At 43.5% G+C, this 21,795-nt stretch carries 16 protein-coding genes; 5 read left to right on the top strand and 11 right to left on the bottom strand.

Annotated features, from left to right (window positions below; translation table 11 throughout):
• The first annotated feature begins 118 nt into the window (after positions 1 to 118).
• A complete protein-coding gene (locus tag Y696_RS00990; protein ID WP_183084167.1) occupies positions 119 to 1,651 on the top strand; it encodes a Fic family protein in 1,533 nt (510 codons plus the stop codon).
• A gap of 958 nt (positions 1,652 to 2,609) precedes the next feature.
• On the opposite strand, the gene Y696_RS00985 is transcribed toward Y696_RS00990, so the two are convergent.
• The 8 genes from Y696_RS00985 to Y696_RS00945 all read right to left on the bottom strand — a co-directional run bounded on the left by Y696_RS00985 (position 2,610) and on the right by Y696_RS00945 (position 13,834).
• On the bottom strand, positions 2,610 to 6,383 hold the full coding sequence (locus tag Y696_RS00985; RefSeq protein WP_121509599.1) for a hypothetical protein: 3,774 nt from the start codon (positions 6,381 to 6,383) through the stop codon (positions 2,610 to 2,612).
• A 979-nt stretch (positions 6,384 to 7,362) separates the two neighbouring features.
• Positions 7,363 to 8,757, bottom strand: coding sequence for an aminopeptidase P family N-terminal domain-containing protein (locus Y696_RS00975; RefSeq protein WP_121509597.1), 1,395 nt, complete (start codon positions 8,755 to 8,757; stop codon positions 7,363 to 7,365).
• A gap of 28 nt (positions 8,758 to 8,785) precedes the next feature.
• A complete protein-coding gene (locus tag Y696_RS00970; protein WP_121509596.1) occupies positions 8,786 to 9,673 on the bottom strand; it encodes an isoaspartyl peptidase/L-asparaginase family protein in 888 nt (295 codons plus the stop codon).
• A gap of 41 nt (positions 9,674 to 9,714) precedes the next feature.
• Positions 9,715 to 10,434: an amino acid ABC transporter ATP-binding protein gene (locus tag Y696_RS00965; protein ID WP_121509595.1), complete on the bottom strand. Its 720-nt coding sequence runs from the start codon at positions 10,432 to 10,434 to the stop codon at positions 9,715 to 9,717.
• A gap of 11 nt (positions 10,435 to 10,445) precedes the next feature.
• Complete coding sequence (locus Y696_RS00960) at positions 10,446 to 11,120, bottom strand: amino acid ABC transporter permease (RefSeq protein ID WP_121509594.1); 675 nt, start codon at positions 11,118 to 11,120, stop codon at positions 10,446 to 10,448.
• Positions 11,121 to 11,135: 15 nt separating this feature from the next.
• On the bottom strand, positions 11,136 to 11,798 hold the full coding sequence (locus Y696_RS00955; protein WP_121509593.1) for an amino acid ABC transporter permease: 663 nt from the start codon (positions 11,796 to 11,798) through the stop codon (positions 11,136 to 11,138).
• Between the two features lie 104 nt (positions 11,799 to 11,902).
• A complete protein-coding gene (locus tag Y696_RS00950) occupies positions 11,903 to 12,685 on the bottom strand; it encodes a transporter substrate-binding domain-containing protein (protein WP_121509592.1) in 783 nt (260 codons plus the stop codon).
• A gap of 78 nt (positions 12,686 to 12,763) precedes the next feature.
• Positions 12,764 to 13,834, bottom strand: coding sequence for a LacI family DNA-binding transcriptional regulator (locus Y696_RS00945; RefSeq protein WP_121509591.1), 1,071 nt, complete (start codon positions 13,832 to 13,834; stop codon positions 12,764 to 12,766).
• A gap of 1,388 nt (positions 13,835 to 15,222) precedes the next feature.
• Here Y696_RS00945 and Y696_RS00940 point away from each other — a divergent pair.
• Positions 15,223 to 16,707: a hypothetical protein gene (locus Y696_RS00940; RefSeq protein WP_121509590.1), complete on the top strand. Its 1,485-nt coding sequence runs from the start codon at positions 15,223 to 15,225 to the stop codon at positions 16,705 to 16,707.
• Between the two features lie 181 nt (positions 16,708 to 16,888).
• Here Y696_RS00940 and Y696_RS00935 read toward each other — a convergent pair whose 3' ends face one another.
• A complete protein-coding gene (locus Y696_RS00935) occupies positions 16,889 to 17,152 on the bottom strand; it encodes a DUF6577 family protein (protein WP_121509589.1) in 264 nt (87 codons plus the stop codon).
• Between the two features lie 368 nt (positions 17,153 to 17,520).
• Between Y696_RS00935 and Y696_RS00930 the strand changes: the two genes are divergently transcribed.
• A complete protein-coding gene (locus Y696_RS00930) occupies positions 17,521 to 18,867 on the top strand; it encodes an ATP-binding protein (RefSeq protein WP_121509588.1) in 1,347 nt (448 codons plus the stop codon).
• A gap of 190 nt (positions 18,868 to 19,057) precedes the next feature.
• Here the strand turns inward: Y696_RS00930 and Y696_RS00925 are convergent, their stop codons facing one another.
• A complete protein-coding gene (locus Y696_RS00925) occupies positions 19,058 to 19,255 on the bottom strand; it encodes a hypothetical protein (protein WP_121509587.1) in 198 nt (65 codons plus the stop codon).
• A gap of 886 nt (positions 19,256 to 20,141) precedes the next feature.
• Between Y696_RS00925 and Y696_RS00915 the strand changes: the two genes are divergently transcribed.
• Positions 20,142 to 20,615 carry a hypothetical protein gene (locus Y696_RS00915; protein ID WP_121509585.1) on the top strand — a complete coding sequence of 158 codons (474 nt, stop codon included), beginning with the start codon at positions 20,142 to 20,144 and terminating at the stop codon, positions 20,613 to 20,615.
• A 109-nt stretch (positions 20,616 to 20,724) separates the two neighbouring features.
• Complete coding sequence (locus Y696_RS00910; protein WP_006490316.1) at positions 20,725 to 21,108, top strand: hypothetical protein; 384 nt, start codon at positions 20,725 to 20,727, stop codon at positions 21,106 to 21,108.
• A gap of 366 nt (positions 21,109 to 21,474) precedes the next feature.
• Here Y696_RS00910 and Y696_RS13990 read toward each other — a convergent pair whose 3' ends face one another.
• Positions 21,475 to 21,642, bottom strand: a complete 168-nt coding sequence (locus Y696_RS13990; RefSeq protein WP_180274881.1) for a hypothetical protein — start codon at positions 21,640 to 21,642, stop codon at positions 21,475 to 21,477.
• Between the last annotated feature and the right edge of the window lie 153 nt (positions 21,643 to 21,795).

Here is a 21,795-nt window from a genome sequence, read left to right as displayed (position 1 = left end):
TAATTGTTTTTCCCGCAGTTTAGTAAGTGCCTGGAGGTTCATCCGTAATTATTTTTCTTGACTTGTGCTAAAATATAACAGTAATTCTTGGATTGTAATCGTTTTTCCGGAGGAAGCTATGGCTGAAATCGATCGGGATAGATCGACTGAAGGACTCGCGGGGTACGCGGCACTTATAGAGCGATATGACTTGGATGTTATTCCAAATTGGCACAGGTCACTAGTGACCACGAGTGGAATCCGCCGGATCGACTCGAACGAGGGCATAATCGAGGAGGTATATACTTCTAAGTACTGGCCGGGGGATACACTTGGTGATCATCTTGAATTTGCGCTCAAATATGACGGGACGAACCTCGCCATACTCGCCAGCCTCTTTGAGGTAGTTGCAGAGGAAGACTTTCTCGAGTATGTACGCTCAAGACCAACCGGCAAATATGCCAGGCGGCTGTGGTATCTTTATGAGTTTCTTACCGGAAGAGCGCTTCCGCTCGATGACTTGAAGCAGGGTAACTACATTAATCTGCTTGAACCGGAAGAATACTACACGGTCAGCCCGGCCCGCCAGATTCGTCGCCAGCGAATCAACGACAATCTACTGGGTGACCCACGCTTTTGCCCAACGGTTCGACGAACTGAAACCCTTCGAAGCTTTGAAACAGCCGATCTTACCGGTAGATGCCGCAGGGCAGTGGCTGGCTATTCCCCGGAGTTGCTCAGGAGAGCGCTCGGCTATCTGTACACCAAGGAGACAAAATCCTCTTTTGAGATCGAAAATATTAAGCCCACATCGACCAGAACCGAGCGATTTGTGGCGTTACTTCAGCTGGCTGAGCAGGAAGACTTTTGTGAAAAACCGCGCTTGATCGAACTTCAGAATCGCATTGTCGATCAACGATTTCGCGATTACGATTACCGGACGAGCCAAAACTACGTCGGAGAAACAATCGCCTGGCAAAAGGAAAGGATACATTTTATATGTCCAAAGCCTGAGGACCTGGCTGACATGATGGAGGGTCTAATAACTGCCCATAAGCGCATGGACGCTAGCGATGTGTCGCCCGTGGTTCACGCCGCCGTTATCTCCTACGGGTTCGTTTTTTTGCACCCTTTCCAAGACGGCAATGGTCGAATCCACCGTTTTCTGATCCACAACATCCTTGCCCGCCGGGGCTTCACTCCCAAAGGCGTCATGTTCCCCGTATCGGCATCGATGCTCAAGAATTCTGCAGACTATGACGCCTCTCTTGAAGCGTTCTCACGGCATATTATGGCCCTGGTGGAATACTCGCTCGATGAAGATGGCCGCATGACCGTTCATAACGATACTGCCAAGTGGTACCGCTATATCGATATGACGCCCCAGGTGGAGGCTCTCTTCAAGTTCATCGATCAGACCATTGAGGTCGAACTAACCCAAGAATTGGCGTTTCTAGCCAATTACGATGAAACAAAGAAAGCCATCCAGGAAATCGTTGATATGCCCGACCGGTTGATAGACCTCTTCATCCGCTTCTGCCTGCAGAATAATGGCAGACTTTCAACACAAAAACGCAAGAGTCACTTTGACTTTCTTTCAGACGAGGAAATCGCACGCATGGAGCAGGCCGTTCTTGCAGCCTACGGCGACATGATCTCGAACGCTGATTGATGGTGCTCCCACGAAACTCCTGGCGGTCGGCGACATTCATTCCGGTTCTTAGACCTTCGTCACAAATCATGGACTCGTCCTTCGAAGCGCAGTTACAAGTTGTCAGTTCCAGGTTGCAAGCATAAGAACCGCTTTGCGTTTAAAAGCGGGAAACCGCTGAGCGCTGTAATGGTCGTTATCCGTTGACCGTTCAAGAGCAAGAACCCGTTCGCCGAAAATAGCAACCGAGAAAGTGCGTTGTCGAGACGTTCACTGCGCTCACGAAAAGGCGAGTCTCGCCAGGTGGAGCCTGACTCGCCTGCGTTAGCAGACTGGCTCTTGGATGCTTACAACAACTCTTTTTGGAAGAGCTGTCATCCCGTAATGCTCCTATACGGGATCTCACTCTTGCTAGACTCCAGACCCCAGACTCCGGGCCCCTCTTAATTTCGTCATGCTCGTTTCAGCATCTCGCTTTTGACGATATACTTAGAATGGAACTCAAGTAAACCATGGTGGTATAACATTTTTGCATGGGGTGTCCCCGTGGGCGGAGCAGGAAATAGGCTCCGTTTTTGTTTTCTTCTAGTGTTTAAGAATTGCCTCACAGATGTTTGCCTTCAATTTCTAGTTTGGCATGAAAAACGAAGTCTGACCCTGTTCTATGCTAGAAGATGATGAGGCATCAGAGCCGACCGATATATCTGAAACTATTTTAACGCAAGTAGAGAGGTGTACCGATGGAACAATTTTAGGTGAATGCAGTGCAACTAAGATTGGTTATAAGTGTGAGGATCTTATCTTGGTGCCAAAGTGTACTGAGTGCGGTTGTCCTAATCATTATACTTGTAATACTCGAACTGATGAATGTCGTCGCACCTTTTTGGGCTTTTGGGCTTGACCTTTGGGTGTATCTGAGGTTTCTTTTGTTTACCCGCTACTTCCCCCTGCTGCAGAACCCACAATGATTTTTTCTAGGCTACTCGTATTGCAGATAATAAACCTTATCGCCTTTTAAGACTGAGAAGCTTAGCTGTTTTAACGAACTTCCTTCGTAAACATATTTATCGCCAGGTAGCATATTGCCGACTGCAAGAACAAGTTGTTGAACTGCTTTATCTAACCCTGATAGATAGGGGTATGTAGAAAAATTGCTATCCTGTCTATAGTGACTATCCATGTTTTCCTTGTGTGCGTTGATAAATAGTAAATGACCAAACTCATGGATAAGTGAAGAAAAAATTTGTTCTTCTAATGGGTATTCTCTGCCGACGTTGATTCCTCCAAGTTTCATCAGGTTGGAAACAGGCAATGTGCTAATCCACACTTGTCCTATTTGATAATCCCAAAATTCTACGTATATAGTGTTTTCTTGTGGTGTGCCTAATTCGCTGCTATAAGATATGCTATATCCTGGTCCAAATACATGTTCAACAGCTTCAGGGATTGCGTCCAAAACATTTTGCGCGACATATTCATTATCGCCTTTAACAACCACTACGTTTGGCCTGGGAAAGCTTGGGAAAATCTGATGTCTCCATGTGACATTGCCTTTTGGGATATAAACCCCTCCATCCATGGGTTGATATCCATTATTACACAAACTGTAGTATAACCACTCGTTGATTAAAGGATTGTCTTGCGATAGAATCAACGAAGTGCTTCCCAAATCTGTATCTGCAAAGAAATGCCTTGTTTTGTCTAAAAAGCCTGATTTGCTAAGCACCACATACAATAACGCCTCATCATACGCCTTTGGGTCCACCTGAAATTTAATACTGCCTTGAGAGTTCGTAGTCCCTTGAAAAAGCAGTTCACCTAACGCGGAATCAATTCCGATTCTATAATGGTAAAGATCACCATACTCTTCCTTTTCCATCCAGTTAACATCCCTTTGGTAAACCTTGACACTCACATTGGATTGGTTGCTAATTTGGCTTCCTACAACTATCCCACCACTTACGTTAAGGGTTTGACCTGAGACCTTTAACTCTAAGTCAGTCATAGGCGTAACCTGGAAAGTCTTGGTAACCTTTTCTCCCAGGTTTTGCGTGTCCGTTGCCTGAACTGTGATGCCTGCAGGACCGTTATAATCCTCATTTAGCCTAGTAAACGTAATCAAAAGATCAGTATCATTTACCTTTTGGTATGAAACGTTGTATCTATCTGAAGAAACCGCAACCTCCAGCTGTGAAAGCGGGTCTTCATCCGCAATCTTTACCGTAACATCCTTATTCTCCCCTTCCTTAATGGTAAAATCAGGTATTTCAATTGCCGGCTTGGAATTGGCAACATCGTTTACTATGATTTCTAATGATCTTGTAGTGGTATTTCCTTCATCATCCGAAACAGTCATCTCTAGGCCAGTTGTTCCCACATACGCCGGGTCTTTAGGTGTGAATGTAAGCCTTCCATCCGTTGCGCTAATCGCCTCAAATGCGATATTGTATTTATCGCAAACAAAACTCTTGGCGATCCCGTTGTACCAATCCGAATAATCATCTGTTAGCTTAAATGTAAGCTGAAATGCTTGGCCTTTATCAACCTCAATAGAGGTTGGCCAATCTGTGACCACAAGATCTGGCGTGTCTTTGACGGTAATAGGCAGGGCATAAGTTGCCAAACCCCCTTCAAGATCGGTTGCCTTAACGGTCATGCCTGCACTGCCGTAATAGTTCCTGTCCTTTGGTGTGCCTGTAACCTTTACTGTATTTGGTGCTATTCTTTCAAGCGAAACATTGTACTGCGTTGACATTGCTTCAATTAGCAACTCTGTAAACTCAGTATTGTCATCTGTTATAGTGAAATCAACCACTGCCTGCAGGCCTTCATTAATAATTAGCGACGCGGGTCCAGAGATCTCTGGCGGATTATTTGGATTAACAACATCGTTTACTATTATCTCCAACGATCTTGTAGTGGTATTTCCCTCATCATCAGAGACAGTCATCTCTAAGCCAGCTGTTCCTACGTACGCTGGGTCTTTAGGTGTGAATGTAAGCCTTCCATCCGTTGCGTTAATCGCTTCAAATGCGACATTGTATTTATCACAAACAAAACTCTTGGTGATTCCGTTGTACCAATCAGAATAATCATCTGTTAGCTTAAATGTAAGCTGAAATGCTTGGCCTTTATCAACCTCAATAGATGTTGGCCAATCTGTAACCACAAGATCAGGTGTGTCTTTGACGGTAATAGGCAGGGCATAAGTTGCCAAACCCCCTTCAAGATCGGTTGCCTCAACGGTCATGCCTGCACTGCCGTAATAGTTCCTGTCCTTTGGTGTGCCTGTAACCTTTACTGTATTTGGTGCTATTCTTTCAAGCGAAACATTGTACTGTTCTGACATTGCCTCAATCAGCAACTCTGTAAACTCAGTGTTGTCATCTGTTATATTGAAATCAACCACTGCCTGCAGGCCTTCATTAATAATTAGCGACGCGGGTCCAGAGATCTCTGGCGGATTATTTGGGTTAACAACATCGTTTACGATAATCTCCAGCGTTTTGTTGGTAGTATTTCCTTCATCATCAGAAATGGTCATCCCAAAATCGGTTGTTCCTACATACCCAGGATCTTTTGGTGTGAATGTAAGCCTTCCATCCGTTGCGTTAATCGCTTCAAATGCGAGATTGTACTTGTCACAAACAAAACTCTTGGTGATTCCGTTGTACCAATCAGAATAATCATCTGTTAGCTTAAATGTAAGCTGAAATGCTTGGCCTTTATCAGCCTCAATAGAGGTTGGCCAATCTGTGACCACAAGGTCAGGTGTGTCTTTGACGGTAATAGGCAAGGTATAAGTTGCCAAACCCCCTTCAAGATCGGTTGCCTCAACGGTCATGCCTGCACTGCCGTAATAGTTCCTGTCCTTTGGTGTGCCTGTAACCTTTACTGTATTTGGTGCTATTCTTTCAAGCGAAACATTGTACTGTTCTGACATTGCCTCAATCAGCAACTCTGTAAACTCAGTGTTGTCATCTGTTATATTGAAATCAACCACTGCCTGCAGGCCTTCATTAATAATTAGCGACGCGGGTCCAGAGATCTCTGGCGGATTATTTGGGTTAACAACATCGTTTACTATTATCTCCAGCGTTTTGTTGGTAGTATTTCCTTCATCATCAGAAATGGTCATCCCAAAATCGGTTGTTCCTACATACCCAGGATCTTTTGGTGTGAATGTAAGCCTTCCATCCGTTGCGTTAATCGCTTCAAATGCGAGATTGTACTTGTCACAAACAAAACTCTTGGTGATTCCGTTGTACCAATCAGAATAATCATCTGTTAGCTTAAATGTAAGCTGAAATGCTTGGCCTTTATCAACCTCAATAGATGTTGGCCAATCTGTGACCACAAGGTCAGGTGTGTCTTTGACGGTAACTGGTACCCTAAATGTGATACGTGCGCCATTATGGTCAGTTGCAGAAATATCCATGTACGCTGAACCGTAATAGTTTTTATTGATTGGCGAGCCTTTAATACTGAAGTTATCCGGCAGTGTCTTTTCGATAGAACTGAAAGCGAATCTATCCGAACTAACCTCTAAAAGAATTTGGTCTAAACCGCTATTATCATCACTGACCTTACCTGCCAATAAAATATCCTGACCTTCGTTGATAATGATAGATGTTTTTTCAGGTTCAAGTGTCGGAGCGTTATTTGGCGGGGGTAAAAGAGGGCATCCAGAAAGTAAGAGAACTATCGATGCTAATCCTGCAGCAATGGTTGATTTTGTTATTTTTCCCATCAATACCACTACCCCTTAACATCCTGACGGCATTTTCAGATAAAGTAATCGCTTTTTAAAAACTTCTTGATGCGTTCATTATAACATTACAGACATCCTCCATAAGTAAGAAGCTAGCCTTGTTACCAAGCGACACTTCAAATGAAAATGGTCTTCTTCGCAATTACTTTATGCAAAAACGTTTCTACAAAAGAGTATTATCTTTCCTTGCACTTTCGCCATCACCGGTCGCGCCGGCTTAAGATCCTTCGGGACTTCATTTTTTTGCATTGTTGCCCGATCCTGTGAATTCATTCCTGTGTAGAGCGGTTGCAAGTTGTCAGTTTCAAGTTGCAAGCATAAGAACCGCTGTGCGCTTAAAAGCGGGAAACCGCTGATTGCTGTAATGGTCGTTATCCGTTGACCGTTCAAGAGCAAGGACCCGTTCGCCGAATATAGCAACCGAGAAAGTGCGTTGTCGAGACGTTCACTGCGCTCACGAAAAGGCGAGTCTCGCCAGGTGGAGCCTGACTCGCCTGCGTTAGCAAACTGGCTCTTGGATGCTTACAACAACTCTTTTTGGAAGAGCTGTCATCCCGTAATGCTCCTATACGGGATCTCACTCTTGCTAGACTCTAGACCCCAGACTCCAGACCCCTCTTAATTTCGTCATGCTCGTTTCAGCATCTTGCTTTTAACGATATACTTAGAATTGAACTCAAGTAAACCATGGTGTTATAATATTTTTTCATGGGGGTGTCCCGGTGGGCGGAGCAGATAAAGGGCTCCGCTCAACCTTTCTTTCCTGCCAATTAGGAATACTCTCACAGTTTTTTGCCTTCGATTTCTCTTTCGGTATGAAAAATCGAGTCTGACCTTGTTCTATTACTGTTCTATTAGAAACCGAAATCCCAGGATAATTTCTGGATGACAGAGCGGCTCTTAAAAAGACTCTTTAAGAAATTCTCCCTGAACTGGAGTATTACTCCGTTCTTAATGCAATCTAGATCCAGGCGAGCACTTTCCCCGGGGACATCATGAAGGGAGCTAGACACGCTTGGATATCGCTCATTGGAAGCACTTCGTCTGATATATCAATCCCAAGTTTTTGTTTCATGAAGTCTCTTCTTGACTCAAAACGAGCGCTAGTATTCGGAAATTTCTTTCTTAACTCGTTTCTCAGTGACTCGTCTGCCAGCACAAGACCATCTTCTACATGTACTCCAAAAAGCGGTGATCCGGGAGATGAAATGATGTCACATTGAATTGCCATTCCCGAGTGCAATGTGTCACGGGATCCCTCATAGAATGGGGAATTTAACCACTCATCGTTGTGAATTAGATGACCAGGGTTTAGACTAACTCCATTATCAGGATTTTCCACGAAGTTCTTTACAGCATTATAGACTGACCTTCCATCAGTTCCAATTTTCAGAGATTCATACCATCTTGTCATCATCTCAAAATATGGAAAGTAAAGTTCTTGGAGAATGTTCGATACAGAATATGGAAAGTGTTTCTCATCTTCCGCAGCGAGACCGGCTCTTGCAATATTTGCTCCCCAAACTCCGAAACCGAAGTTTATATATTCACCCAACTCTAGTTTTCTAAAGGGTGAGGGTGAACTCAATCCTAGAAGAGCGTTCTTCCCGAAGCCAACTGTTATATGGCATGATAATGGCGGAAACCCTGCGTAAGCAAGAAGCCCGGCTGCCTCGTATTCTGAGATCCCTTCACGCAGACCATGCAAAAGCCTACGGACCCCTGAGTAAACGATGCAGGATGCACTCTCGAATGAGGCTATATCTTCTGCACTCAGGAATGTTCTTAAACCTTTTTCCGGGTGCATAAATATATCCGTCTGATTAACAACATTCTCGTATCCTGCTAAAGATCTAACTACATCGGTTATGAAACTAGGAACATCTATACTATATTGTGGAGAGCTAAATTCCTTCTCCCTAAAGTATTTCGTTCCAACAAGGCCTATTTTCGAACCCTTTTCAATTCCAGTATCTTTCAAAACAGATTCCAGTGAATCGCTTTTGTCTCTTGGCTGTCCCATTAAACTGAATGTCTGGAAGAGCACTATTTCAACCGGCAGTTTAGCAACGTCTTTATATCCAAGACCTTCGTTTCCAACAAGCAAATAAGGGGTTCCTCTTTTGGGGACTACGAGAATAGACTCTTCGAAACGCGGGTCGTAGCCAGTTAGATAGTGAAGATTTGCAAAATGCTCTCTGTCACCATAAATTACTAGAAAATCTAGCTTCCTCTCTTCCATGGCATTTCTCACAAGATTTAGCCTATCCTGATACTGAAGCGCAGTGATTTCAACATAATTGTCGATGGTCTTATCCTCTGGTAGCTCTATTTCCACTATTCTTATTTTCTTCACTAATCTGCCCCCATTCGGTTTTTGTTAATCAATCGATTTTGATGCTAAGTGTTGGCATAAAATGACCGTTATGAGATATTCCTGCGTTCCCATCTCTGTCGAGAGCAATTACCCCACACGAGAATCCACGTCTTGAACATATGTCTACAACTTTTGAACAAGCTTCTTGAATGGGTGTACCATTCTCTACCATTTCTACTACTTTTCTGGTTACGCCTACTCTGATAATCCCCTCACCAATTCCTGTTGCCGAAGAACCTCCGTAGAAGGTCGCAAAAGTTCCTGCACCAATAATCGCCGAATCACCTACTCTTCCAGGAAATGCTTTTGCAATTCCTCCCGTTGAAGTGCCTGCAACGATGTATCCTTTTGAATCTATAGCAACGGCCCCTACAGTGGAAAACAGCTTGTGTTCTTTGAGCCTTTCTGTGTACTCCAAAATGAAATTCCTGAATTCTTCTGGAAGTTTATCGATTTCTCTTTGGTCAACATTTCCGTGCTGTTCTTCCGGGCTAACTTCACGAAACCCTGAAATGCGCGCAAATATCTCTGCACCTTTACCACATAGAAGAAGATGTGGCATTTCCTCCATAACTTTTCTTGCTACACTAATAGGATGAGCAGTATTTCTGATTCTTATCACTCCACCTGCCGACTCATTGCTGTCCATGACTGCAGCATCCATCTCAATTTCCCCAATCATGTTGTTGAAGGAGCCAATGACTCCTGCGTCAAAGTGAGGATTGTCCTCCAAGTTTCTTATCACCTGCTCAACAGCATCGAGAGCAGAGTCCATTTCCTTGAGAATCAGCAAACCTTCCTGAAACGCATCTCTTACCCCGGAAAGACGGGCTCTCTTTTCCTCATCAGGTAAGAACCCCTCATCACATCCTCCATGTACAACAAGCGCTTTCATTTTCTACTGTGACCTCCTATGTTCTAGAAGAGACCTAATCTTCAGTTGAATTCGATTTTCTGGAGAAATCTCATTATTCTTTCGTTGTTTGAACTGAAAAAATCCTCAGTATTCTGATCAGCCAAGACTTTCCCATTCTCAAGAAACACCACCCTGTCAGCGACTCTTCTTGCAAAGGACACTTCATGAGTCACAACAAGCATGGTCGTGCCTTCACGCGCTATTCGCTCAATAACTTCCAGGACTTCAGATGTCATCTCCGGGTCTAAGGCAGAAGTTATTTCATCTAGAAGAAGAGCGCTTGGTTCCATGATCAAAGCCCTCGCTATAGCGACCCTTTGCTGCTGGCCACCTGAAAGTTGTGAAGGATAACTCTTTATCTTCTCGCTGAGTCCTACCATTTCAAGAAATCTCATTGCTTTCTCCTGCGCTTTCTTTTTCTCAATTCCCAGAACGTGGATGGGGCTCAGCGTAACATTTTCGAGGACGTTAAGATGAGGGAATAGATTGAACTGCTGAAAAACCATTGAACACTTCTCTCTTATCTCCCTAACATTCTTCTTTTCGTTTATGGATAGTCCATCAACAACGATATCACCGCCATCTATTTTCTCAAGACCATTTATGCAACGTAAAAGTGTGCTCTTGCCTGCACCGCTTTGGCCCATTATTACGGTGACTCCTTTATCAAAATCAATGCTTAGTTTATTCAGTACATTTGTGCTGCCGAATGATTTGCTGACATTGCGAACTTGAATCATGTGCTGCCTCCTCAACCTATCTTTCCATAGGACTTAACTCGGGATTCGGCGTATCTGGCGAATTTGGATATTGGAAAAGACAAAGCAAAATACAGGACTGCGACAATCGACCATATGAGAAATGGTCTGTACGTTCGGAGAGTAAGCATATATCCAACTCTTGTAAGATCAACGAAACCAATAAGAGAGACAAGAGAGGAAACCTGTAACTGATTCACGCAAAGTCCTGCAAAGGAAGGAATGAATACTCGAATGGCTTGAGGAACAATTACAAGTCTGAATGTTTTCCAATAATTCATCCCCAGCGAGTAGGCGGCTTCCCACTGCCCTTTTTCAACGGACCTGATGGATGCATCGACAATTACTGCAGCAAATGCGCTCGTATTTATTCCAAGAGTCCAGACAGCAGCCTGAAAAGCTGATAGGCTGAAATCGGTTACCATCGCAATGCCATAGTAAGCAAAGAAGAGTTGCGCAACCAGTGGTGAATTCCTTATCGGTTCTATGTACACTAACAGCAGTTTACTCATAACGGGTATCTTCAGGCTTCTCAGTAGTCCAATGAAAAACCCGATAGCAAGGCCTATTGCGATAGCCAGAAGGGTGACCGTAATTGTCATTCCCATCCCCTTCAAAAGAAGCAAAGCGTCATAACTAGTTAGTTTTGGAAATATATACTCTTCCACGGTTCATCCCTCCCCCTAGGAAATTCCCTTGCTTATGAATTTTCTGTCTACAAAATGAATGAGTCCGGAGAGAGAGAACGTCAATACACAGTACAGAACTAATATCGTCAAGTATATTTCAAATGGTCTGAAGGTATTTGAAGACAAAGTCATCGCATTACTCATCAGTTCGTTAGCTGTAATTGACACAGCAACAGAAGTTGTGAGTATCAAGTTAATAAAATTACTTCCAAGCGGTTTGAACGTCACTCTCAATGCATTAGGAATGATTATTAAACGTACAATTTGAAACTTCGTAAATCCTAGTGACTCGGCTCCTTCAATTAATCCCTTATTTATTGAAATGATACCCGCTCTGATAATTTCACTGTTATAAGCCGCGTTGTTGATTCCTAAAGCAATAATAGCCGTTGTCACCGGCTCTGTTGAAATTCCCAGTTCAGGTAGTCCGAAGTAGAAAAAGAACAACTGAACAAGAAATGGAGTGTTTCTGAAGAATTCGACATATGCTATCGCTATGCTTGAAAAGACTTTATTCTTTGAGATCCTCATGAAAGCTACTACAAGGCCAATAAAGAACCCAATTATTAAGGAGAAAACCGAAATATAGAACGTCATCTTGAGCCCTTCGAGCAAGAAGTCAAGATTGTTGAAAATAACTCTGAAATGTAAGGTCAACAGTAGCCCTCCAATACAAATCAAATCTGCTCTCTTACATTAATCTGGGACTCAACTCCCGCAAATCCTTGAGGGAGTTGAGTCGCCAATAACAGATGCGAGATCTACCAGATGTAAGCGAGTTCTGCAGTCGGCAGAACACCCCACCACTTCTTGTATAGTTCTGCCTGCTGACCGGTGCTAATAAACTGCGAAACAAACATATCTATCCATCTCAGGAAATCAGGATTTCCTTTCTGTACACCAATACCTATAGGATCAGAAGTGTACAGTTTAGGCAACGCGGTGAATTCATCATACTGACCGGCCATGTAGTCAACTAATGTTCCATCTTCGATTGCTGCTTCAACTTTGTTCTGTCTTAGCAGAAGAATCGCGTTAGTAAACTCTTCAATGTAGACAAATTCGGTGTCTGGGGCCATCTTTTTTACAAGCGCTTCACCTGTCGTTCCTCTGCCAATTGCGACCTTTCTCCCATTGAAATCCTCTATGCTCTCGATATCGCTACCGGTTCTAACAAGGATTTTTATGCCGGTTCTAAGATAAGGCATGGAGAAATCTACCGACTTTGCCCTCTCGAGATTTGCAGTCATGTTGGCAATTACAAGGTCAATTTTGTCAGACATCAGCATAGGTATTCTTGTGGCACCTGTTACTTCAACTATTTCTAGTTCCACACCCAAAGCTTCTGCAATGAGAGTGGCAACATCTACATCATAGCCCATAGGCTCATTTTTCTCATTTCTGAAGCCTATTGGGGGTCCACCAAGCGCTATTCCAACAACAATTTTCCCCTCTTGTAGAATCTTGTCAAGTTTGTCCGCACCCATCATCGTACCTGTAAAAATCACGCTTAGAATCAACAATACAATCAATACTTTCTTCACAATTTTCCCCTCCTTGGATTTTTGGTGTTAGCAACTCGATCAAGACAGCAGATTATCGCCCCCTTTCAGCAAGTCTCGCTATCTGGATGGCTCGCAACAGGATTCTCTTTTCACTAGCAAGGGGGGCAGAACAACATGCTTTTTCGAGTCAAGAGCGCTCCTCGCAGTGATTCTCCTTAGTATTTCATTCGCGGCCATACGACCAAGCTTTTCTAGAGGCTGACTTACTGAGGTTAGCTTTGGCCTCACTACCCTTGACATTTCTGTGTCGTCATATCCAATCAAAGAGATGTCTCTCGGAATAGTAAGTCCTGATTCTTCAACTGCCTCCATAGCGCCAATTGCCATGTGATCATTCGCACAAAAAACGGCTGTTGGTGGTTCAGGAAGGTTTAGAAGAGTTTTCATTCCTTCCCTACCTGATTCAATATTCCAGTCACCCTCGACAACGTAATCTTCTCGGAACATAACTCCGATTTCTTTCAGAGAATCAACATAACCATTGAATCTATCTACCGCATTATATGCGTAAAAGGGGCCACCAATGTGAGCAATTTTTCTGTGACCGAGTGTGGCCAGATAATTCACAACATCAAATGCTCCCTTGTAGTTGTCTATCTCAAAAGAACTAAGTGTATCACTCAGCTTCTTGTTGATCGTAATTATTGGCAAGAAGACGTCGAGACTCTCGAGAAAAGAGTAGTCCGATTCATCAATTATTAGTATTAGCAGACCGTCAGCACTACTACTCTGAGCATGGCTTATAATATTGTTTTCCCTCTTCTTGCCGTCCAGATTAATGAATTCAAAAGAGAATTGATAATGCTTTTCAGACAGAGTTAAACTAACTCCCTTAAATATCGGATTGTAGAAGAGCCAGCTAGAAGGTATTAACCAACCAGAGTATTCTGTAGCTTTTCCCATCATAAACAGGGACACTGTTTCACTTGTTCTTTTTGAGAGTCTCCTGGCGAATGAATTCGGAGTGTAGTTGTGTTCTGCAGCCAACTTGGTAATGAGTTCTACAGTCTTGGCGGCAACCTTCGGATTGCCGCTAAGCGCCAAAGAGACTGTTGCCTTTGAAACATTTGCCTCCCTTGCTAAATCTTCCAGTCTGGTTTTTATCACTCTCTTTGCTTTCTCTTCCAAGGAATACTCCTTTCAGAGATGTATTAAACCGGTTTAAATTTCTCGATTGGCAGGATTCGATCTTGATATGGTTCGGGATTCTTTCAGAGAGTAACACTCGGTTTCACTAATGCCAGACATTCAATCATTGATTTTAACCGGTTTAAATACTCTTTAAAACACAAGTTCCATTCGTAATGGTAATCATTGTTGTTGAGAGTCGAAGTAACAACTAGGAGGAGTGATATCTATTTCAAACCGTCCTCAAGATGATAACAGTTACAAACTCAATCACCAAAGCTAAAAAATCAACGTCTTCTTTGGGCTCCAGTGATAAGGAATAACTATTGACAATTATTCGTGTTTTTTGCCTTATTTGACCTTCACTTGCATGAGGGGGATTTTGAAATCGCGTAACTGATCACTCAAAAGTCTGCAGGCCCGCACTGTAAAATAAGGAATGACATATCTATTTCTGCTAGCAAATCCAGAGTCTTGGTAGTCAACCATTGGTCAAAATGATACGGTCTGAATGAAACTGAGCAGCAATGTAAAAACCTCGGCAATGCGTAGTCTGAACTTGTTTCAGAATCCCGATCTAAGATCAGTTGTAAGTTGGGAGTTCCAAGATGCAAGTATAAGAACCGCTTTACGCTTGAAATCAAGGACCCGCTGATCGCTGTGAAGACCCTTTCTCGGCCGACTATGTGACTAAGGAGCGACTTTTCTGCCCGACGCAGTCGGGAACTGGCCTCGCCGAAGGCGAGACTGGCCAGGCGGAGCCTGACTGGCCTGCGTCAGCAGACTGGCTGTTAGATTCTCCTGAGAACCCTTTTTACGAGTTGAGATTCTGAGCAGGATCATCTAAGAATGACACGATGAAAGAAAAGGCTGTAATCTCTGATTACTCATGCCAACGGCATACTCTGTCATTTGAACTTGTTTCAGCATCTCGGTTCTAAGAGCGCTGGACACTTGCCGAGAGACGATAATCGCTGTGAAGAGCCGTCCTTGGTTCTTCGCTGTCCCAATCATGACGCTTCCTTATCCAGTTCATGATAGAAGAGAGAGTCTCTGTTCTTCGCGTCTTATCTCAAGATATTGTCTTGCAGGAAGAGAAAACCTGCCAATTCCAGCACTAAGAATAGTGTTTTGGAGATGCAAATAATCGAGCCCGTCACGGATGTTGTCCGGATTTGCAGAAGAACCCTTACCCGGGATTTCAGATAGAGTAATCTGAGTTGCTTTTGAACCCGAGTCTAATGAAGCCTTCCATGATAAAGGCTATGATGTTATTCACACTATTAAAATGTTAGACACCCATATAACGCATTGTATAATCTTGTGTCCAATAAAAGAGCTTTCTACAAGCGGATGAAATAGAATTCAATAACCAAGGAGGTAGGAAAATGAGAAAGATCTCAATTCTTTTGATCTTGTCCTTGGCCGTAGTTCTTTTTTCCAGCGATAACTGCTTCACACAGGAAAGCGTCGAACACTTCAAAAAACTACTGGAGAGCCAGGGTTTCACAGTTCAGGAAGGTAGCCTGTACCTGTTTAATCCGGCCGACCTGTTCGGGAACTATATACTGCCCAGCTGTTTTTGCAACAATGCCGATTCTCCGTACGCCGTCTACCTTATTCCCGAAGGGCCGGGTCAGATGACTCCCAACAAGTACCCCTGGACCTACAAACTGAAAGAGAACGAGGCAATTATCTATCTCGGCTGGACGCCGCCACCTATGGTTTATTTCAGTTATCAGACCTTTTTAGCCGGTAGATTCTATAAAGATGCATTTCACAGGATATTCGGGAACCTCGGGGACACTATCAATATTTCCACTATAAACACGGGCGAGTCAATAGAGGAAGATACGGAAGGCACGGACTTCAACGCTCCAACAATAATAATCAGCACACCAGACAGGAATACCGACGCCGTTTTGAGAGCAGAAATAGCCAGAGCCGGCTTCGATGTTGGAATAGTAAACACGGAAGTACTTCCTTCAGCCCTGTTGAGACTTGGGCTGGAACATGATGATGACGAGCTGACCTTCCTTTTCAGAACAGCTTTCTTCGAAAATGAAGCCGATAGAGAGTTTTATACCAGCGATCCACCGCTCGTCGGTTACAAAGAGATACTCGTGAAGCCACCTTATCAAAGCAATTTCAGAGGCTGGGTCTTCAGAGTAACGCCCCCGGAAGATCTCAAGAGCGATCCATTCCCGATTCCGCCTCTCAGGGTAAGGGCTACGGGCGATACCTCCGAACTCGAACTGGCCAAGACGATGGATAGGTTGCGTGAGGCCATCCTGAAGGAGTACGAAGGCCTGCACTTCAGCGAGCTGAAGAGCTACAGGTGGTTCGAAGAGAGCTATCACGGCATACAGACAACAACGGATGTATTCGGCGAAACCAGGGATACCGTTTACTTCCGTACCGACACCTTTGAGCTCTCTGAGTCTGGCGAAGATTTCGTTATCGTCTATGGCCCAATACACTCCCTTACCGGGAAATCCATCTACTCGAGCTTTATACTCTACACCGGCGATATCGTGAAAGATCTGCTACCCCTGCAATCGAGGATTATGCTCGGTTTCTTGAGTGTGAACAGCCAAACGAACGAGCAAAGCAAGCTAGGCCTTAAGGGAAGCGCAAAGCGGTTCCTTCCAGACGACCCAAATGCCGAACTTTTTTATGTTTGGAAGATAGCCAAAGCTAACCCGGATAAAGAGGATTACTGCGCCGTAGTGCCTGAATCCAATTATGAGAGGATCACCTACAACGAGCTTTTTGTAGCCTTCAGAGCTTACATAGACCCAAAACTGGCCGTAAGTGCCGCGTATGAGGAAATACTCATGGATAAAGTCATATATTTCTCGCAGGAGAAATAGAAAAAATGTGCCTTAGGCTTTAGCTGTAGAATTCATTAAGCTGTATCAGACAAATGTGCGAAGAAAAAATGAGGAAAAGCAAATAATTAGTGAGGGCGAAGGGTTCGAAATAGCTTCCAAACGATGTGTATTAGATGATGATAATGTCCCGATTATTCCCATCCAATACCTCCTTAAGTTATCATGTCAACTTCTGTGAGGTAAGGTACTCTATCATTTCCTGTCTTTTTCCTCTCCTTGCAGCATATCTCAATATGCTATCTGCGTTTAGTGCATATGTATCGAAGGCATTTCTGAAAACCCTGTCAATTTCGGCATCACCAAATGGCTCAAGAGCGGGCTCCCTTGAGAACAAATCTACAAGCATTTTCTCGAGTTTCGGTATTACGATTCCACCACTATCGAGATTTATCATCTCTTGTACGGAAAAAAGGAGTCTGGTCATACCCGGTTACTCCGGTTACTCGATTTTGATGTTCTCTGTCTTTTCTCCTGTGCATATCGCCTCTATTAGTCTCTCTAATATCCCGATGCCTATAGACATGATCCGGTAGTGAATGAGCATCTCACGTCTTCGGGTTGCTTCTCGGAACTGCGCGGCATCGAGTCGAATGACTCATGGGTGTCTGTATCCTGCATTTGTCTTCTCAAAGACTGTGAGTCTTGAAAAAAGGAGTTTCTGTTATTCAAGGATGAAAGGGGTATAGTTCGGGCTGATGAAGTTGGTGTGTCAAGGGAATTCTTGTCAATGCTACTGCGAAAATTGTATACTATACAGTAAGTTACTGACCAGTATACAAATTGGAGGCAAAGATGGAATTCTTTGATCGTGCCGATGAAATAGAATTTTTCGAGGGACTCGCGAAGCGAAAGTCAAAGAAGATGGTTGCGCTCTTCGGGCGCAGGAGGATCGGCAAAACCACCCTTTTGAAGAAGGTCTATCCGAACGCCCGATACTTCTTTGTTGACACCCGTACTTCCGAGACTTTGCTGAAAGATTTCTCTTCACAGATATTCGAAGGAAGCTTTGACAATTGGGAAGGCTTCTTCAGGGGGTTATTTCGGCTTCAGGAAGTGGTGATCTTCGACGAGTTTCAGAACTTCATGAGAGTCGATCAATCGGTCTTTTCGATCCTTCAGAAAGTATGGGACGAGAATTCAGGTAAAGGTCTGCTGATTCTCTGTGGATCATATGTAGGGATGATGAAGCGAATCTTTCTGGACCAGAAGGCACCGCTCTTCGGAAGATGCGATCACAAAGTCGAGCTGAATCAGTTCCGCTTCAGGGACGCTTTAGAGATGATGCGAAGTTTCGGTTATTCATTTGAAGAGGCTTTGGAGTGGTACTCGGTTCTCGGCGGTATTCCTCAGTACCTGTGGCTTCTCGAAGAAAAGGCTTCTTTCGATAAGAAGATTCGAGAACTCTTCTTTGACAGATTCTCGCCCCTTCGGGAGGAGGGTAAGAATCTTCTTATTGGCGAGTTTGGAACGGAGCATCCGGGCTACTTCTCCGTGCTTGAGGCGGTCGGTTACTTTGATAGAGATGCCGGCGAGATTGTCGATAGAACGGGTATGGAACGCACAAAGGCGATGAAATACCTTTCTGAGCTCACAAACAGCTACGGAATAATCGGCAAGGTAGAAAACCTCCTTTCAAAATCGAAACGCGGTCTGAGATACACTATTAAAGATAACTTCCTTTCATTCTGGATGAAGTATATCTACTCAAGACAGAACGCCGTCGAATTCGATTCCGAACAGGCCCTATCATATACTATTGAGAATCTCGGAGAGTATATTGGCAGAGCATTTGAATCAATCGTGAAATCACTCGTCCCCGATCTCTACAGGGCCGAAAAAATCCCTTTTCTGCCCGAGAGAGTCGGCAAACATTGGGGCAAAATTCCTGGCACCAGGGACAAGACATATGAGATAGATCTCATAGGGGAGTCGAGTGACAGAATCCTGGTATTCGAGTGCAAATGGAGAAAGGACCCGGTTGGACCTGAAGTAGCAGAAGAGCTAATAGAGAAGATGCAGTACATCCCTGACAAGAGGATCAAAGTACCGGTTATTATAAGCAAGTCTGGTTTCAAAGCGAACATACCGAAAGAAGTTCTGCTAATAGACTTGCGTGATCTAGAAAAATCAGCTGGATGACGTTTGCGAGCTATTCTCCGATTTGTTGGGAAGAAGATCCGTTGTTCGCTGCTGAAGACCACGTTGACCGTCTTGTGATCTGACACATTAAGACATCATCACTGCCAGTTCCACTATAACTTACACAGGTCGCTTTTTTTTGCTCCGGTGAGATCAGAGAAAGGGAAGGGAATTACCACAACATCAACATTTACAAGTCTTTCCATGCTATATCCTCTTCTTCCCTTAGCCAATCCCTGGCAAGAGCCGACTCTGAAGCATCCAGCAGCTCGCGACTTAAGGCAGGTAGATTCCTTTCTTTCAATGCCTTCACAAACCGAAGGATTTCTTCCAAGAGAGCATCGGGTACGGTTTCTATTTCTTTTCTCAGGAGCTGACGCGTATCCATTCCATCGCCCCTTTCAATGTGATTATATCATCGCTCTATCTAGCAGGATCTCTGGTTTTGTCGAATAATTTGTACAGGAGTATTGTGTTCAATATCGTGTCTTGGTAGTCCTGTGAAATCTCCCTGGTTCGCGCCTTCGCTCTTTGTCGTTTTGCAGATTGAATGATCGCTCTTTCATCGAATGAATAACACTATTAGCCCTCGTCCAAAAAACTTATCTGATGTGTGTATTGCTTGATAATTCTTTGTACTTATTGTCGGATAGATAGCAGATCATTTTCTTCCAAACTAGCTTTATAATAGCCCTTCCAGACCTATTTAGAAAGCTTCTTATGCAGTTTACGCAGATCCGTCTGCAGAACTATGAGTCTGACCCGTTCCTTTAATCTGAACTTGTTTCAGCATCCCGCTTCTGACGATAAACTTAGAACTGAACTCAAGTAAACCATGGTGTCATAATATTTTTGCATGGGGTGTCCCCGTGGGCGGAGCAGGCAGAGGGCGCCGTTTTTGCTTTCTTCTTTTGCCAAGACAACCACATACATTCTAATCAATGACCTCTGCACTTCGAGAGCAAGGTCAAATTCCTTCAACAAAACGCCTCTTTTAGAACGTTTAGAATCAAAGCCGTGCAATTGATACAATGCCATTTTGCAATCCTATTTCTCAAAATTAAACTAAAGCCTTTGTTACATTGAATTCAAGATGGAAAAGAAAGAAGCACCATCTATTCCAGAAATCCACTCTGCTGAAGTCTTAATCCAACGACACTATATTGACGACATTAGTAATTTGAAGTATCGGTGATATGATTTAACTTGATAGACATCAAACAATTGCTTAACATAAGATTCAGAATTTCAATAGAACTAGGGGGGTGTGAATCTTGCGTAAAGGGATTAAAGGACTTTTTGGAGTACTTATCGTTGTTAGTATCATACTATCAGGCTGCATAGTTACTCCTCCTGTGGACCTTGGGCAATGGGTTCTGAAGGATTACTGGCAGCATTATATTCTTTCGGAGCATTATTACACCTATTCCTATTTGCTCTACCCAGGTTACAACTGCGATAATGTCAAGATCGTTGTAAGTTGCTCTAAAGCTCCCAGTTATGGTTTTGAAGTATGGATAATGACTCAGACTCAGTTCAATAACTTCGTTAATTCGAATGTGGTGAGTGTTGTTGACCACTTTACAGTCTACACAGGCAATTACACATTCTATTCCAGTGCAATGTCACCTGGAGGAACTTACCGAATCGTGATTGACAACACTGATTATGGATGGGTAGATACTAATTGGGATGGTTATGACGACTACTGCAGATTTGATGCTGACATCTATTTCCACATCAACTGAAATGTTCTTGTTCCCAGTCGTTTAATCCTGAAAATTTCGTCTAATTACTTAACCCTCCAAAACATGGCACAGATGAGCCGGGAAGTTCTAGAGCATAAGGAGGTTCAAAGTGAAAAAAGCTCTTTCGGTAGTGCTTTTGGTAACTCTTCTAACGGGAAGTATGCTGGCAGGCTTTACTATGTACGATGCAATGGCTCTAGGAAATTATCACGGATCCAAAGATGCAGATAATGCCGGCTTCTTTGGAGCTGTGATACTGGGTACACTGTCCGCCATATTTGTAAACACTGGTTCAAAATCCCTCCCAGCAAACAGGGTCGCTTACATCAACAGCCTCACAGATGATCCAGAGGCAATCGCTGCATACGAGGAAGCTTATTCGTTTGCCTATTCTAATCGAATAGCATGTAATACCTGGAGAGGATATGTAATTACCTCAGTTATCAGCTCTGTAATTGCAGTTATTACTCTGTTAATGGGAGCGTCAACCTAACAAGAGGAAAGTGCAAAGAAACATATCGCTTAATTCTGCTTCTGCCTCGGAAAAGTGAGAACCGAGGGTTTCCTATTGGAGAGGCAGGGCCTATTCAACAGTCCATTCTGTAGTCATATCATGCAGAGTCCTATCAAATAGCAATTTTGGCGAATGTTATTTATTATAAGTACTCAGCAGATCTTTATTAGAGAACGGGCGTTTCTTCTTGAGAATTGGAGTCAGACTCTCTACGGGCTCTCGAGGCCTTCTCGAATGCAATTGCTTTTTCTCTTAAAAACGTTTCGACGTCGCTGTTTTTCGAGCAAAAAAAGAGGGATAAAACCTCCCTCACTTCACTCTCATCGTATTTGTCTAGCAGGGCCTTTAGCGGCGTAATGTTTTTGGTAATAAAGATACACTCCTCTCAATGGAGGCTCTAACGTCTATATACTCTTCCTTCGACCGCTTCTTTGCAGCTTTCATTGCTTTAACCATATTCTCCACAGCTTTTTGGTCGATATAAATCTCTTTCTCGAATGTTCTTGCTGCCATAATTCTCTCTTCTTTCTAGTGCCTTTATAATTTATTCTATTATTTCGACACGGCATTTCTGCAGATGTTCACCAAAATCCTAGTCCTTCAAACCAATCAGCTCGCCATTAGAACAAATGGCAGTTTCTAAGTATATTGCCGTTTGTTCTAGTC

The sequence above is a fragment of the Mesotoga sp. H07pep.5.4 genome (assembly GCF_003664935.1).
Taxonomy (GTDB): Bacteria; Thermotogota; Thermotogae; order Petrotogales; family Kosmotogaceae; genus Mesotoga; species Mesotoga prima.
Note: the sequence above shows the minus strand (reverse complement) of the source record. Positions and strands in the feature narration are given on the sequence as shown.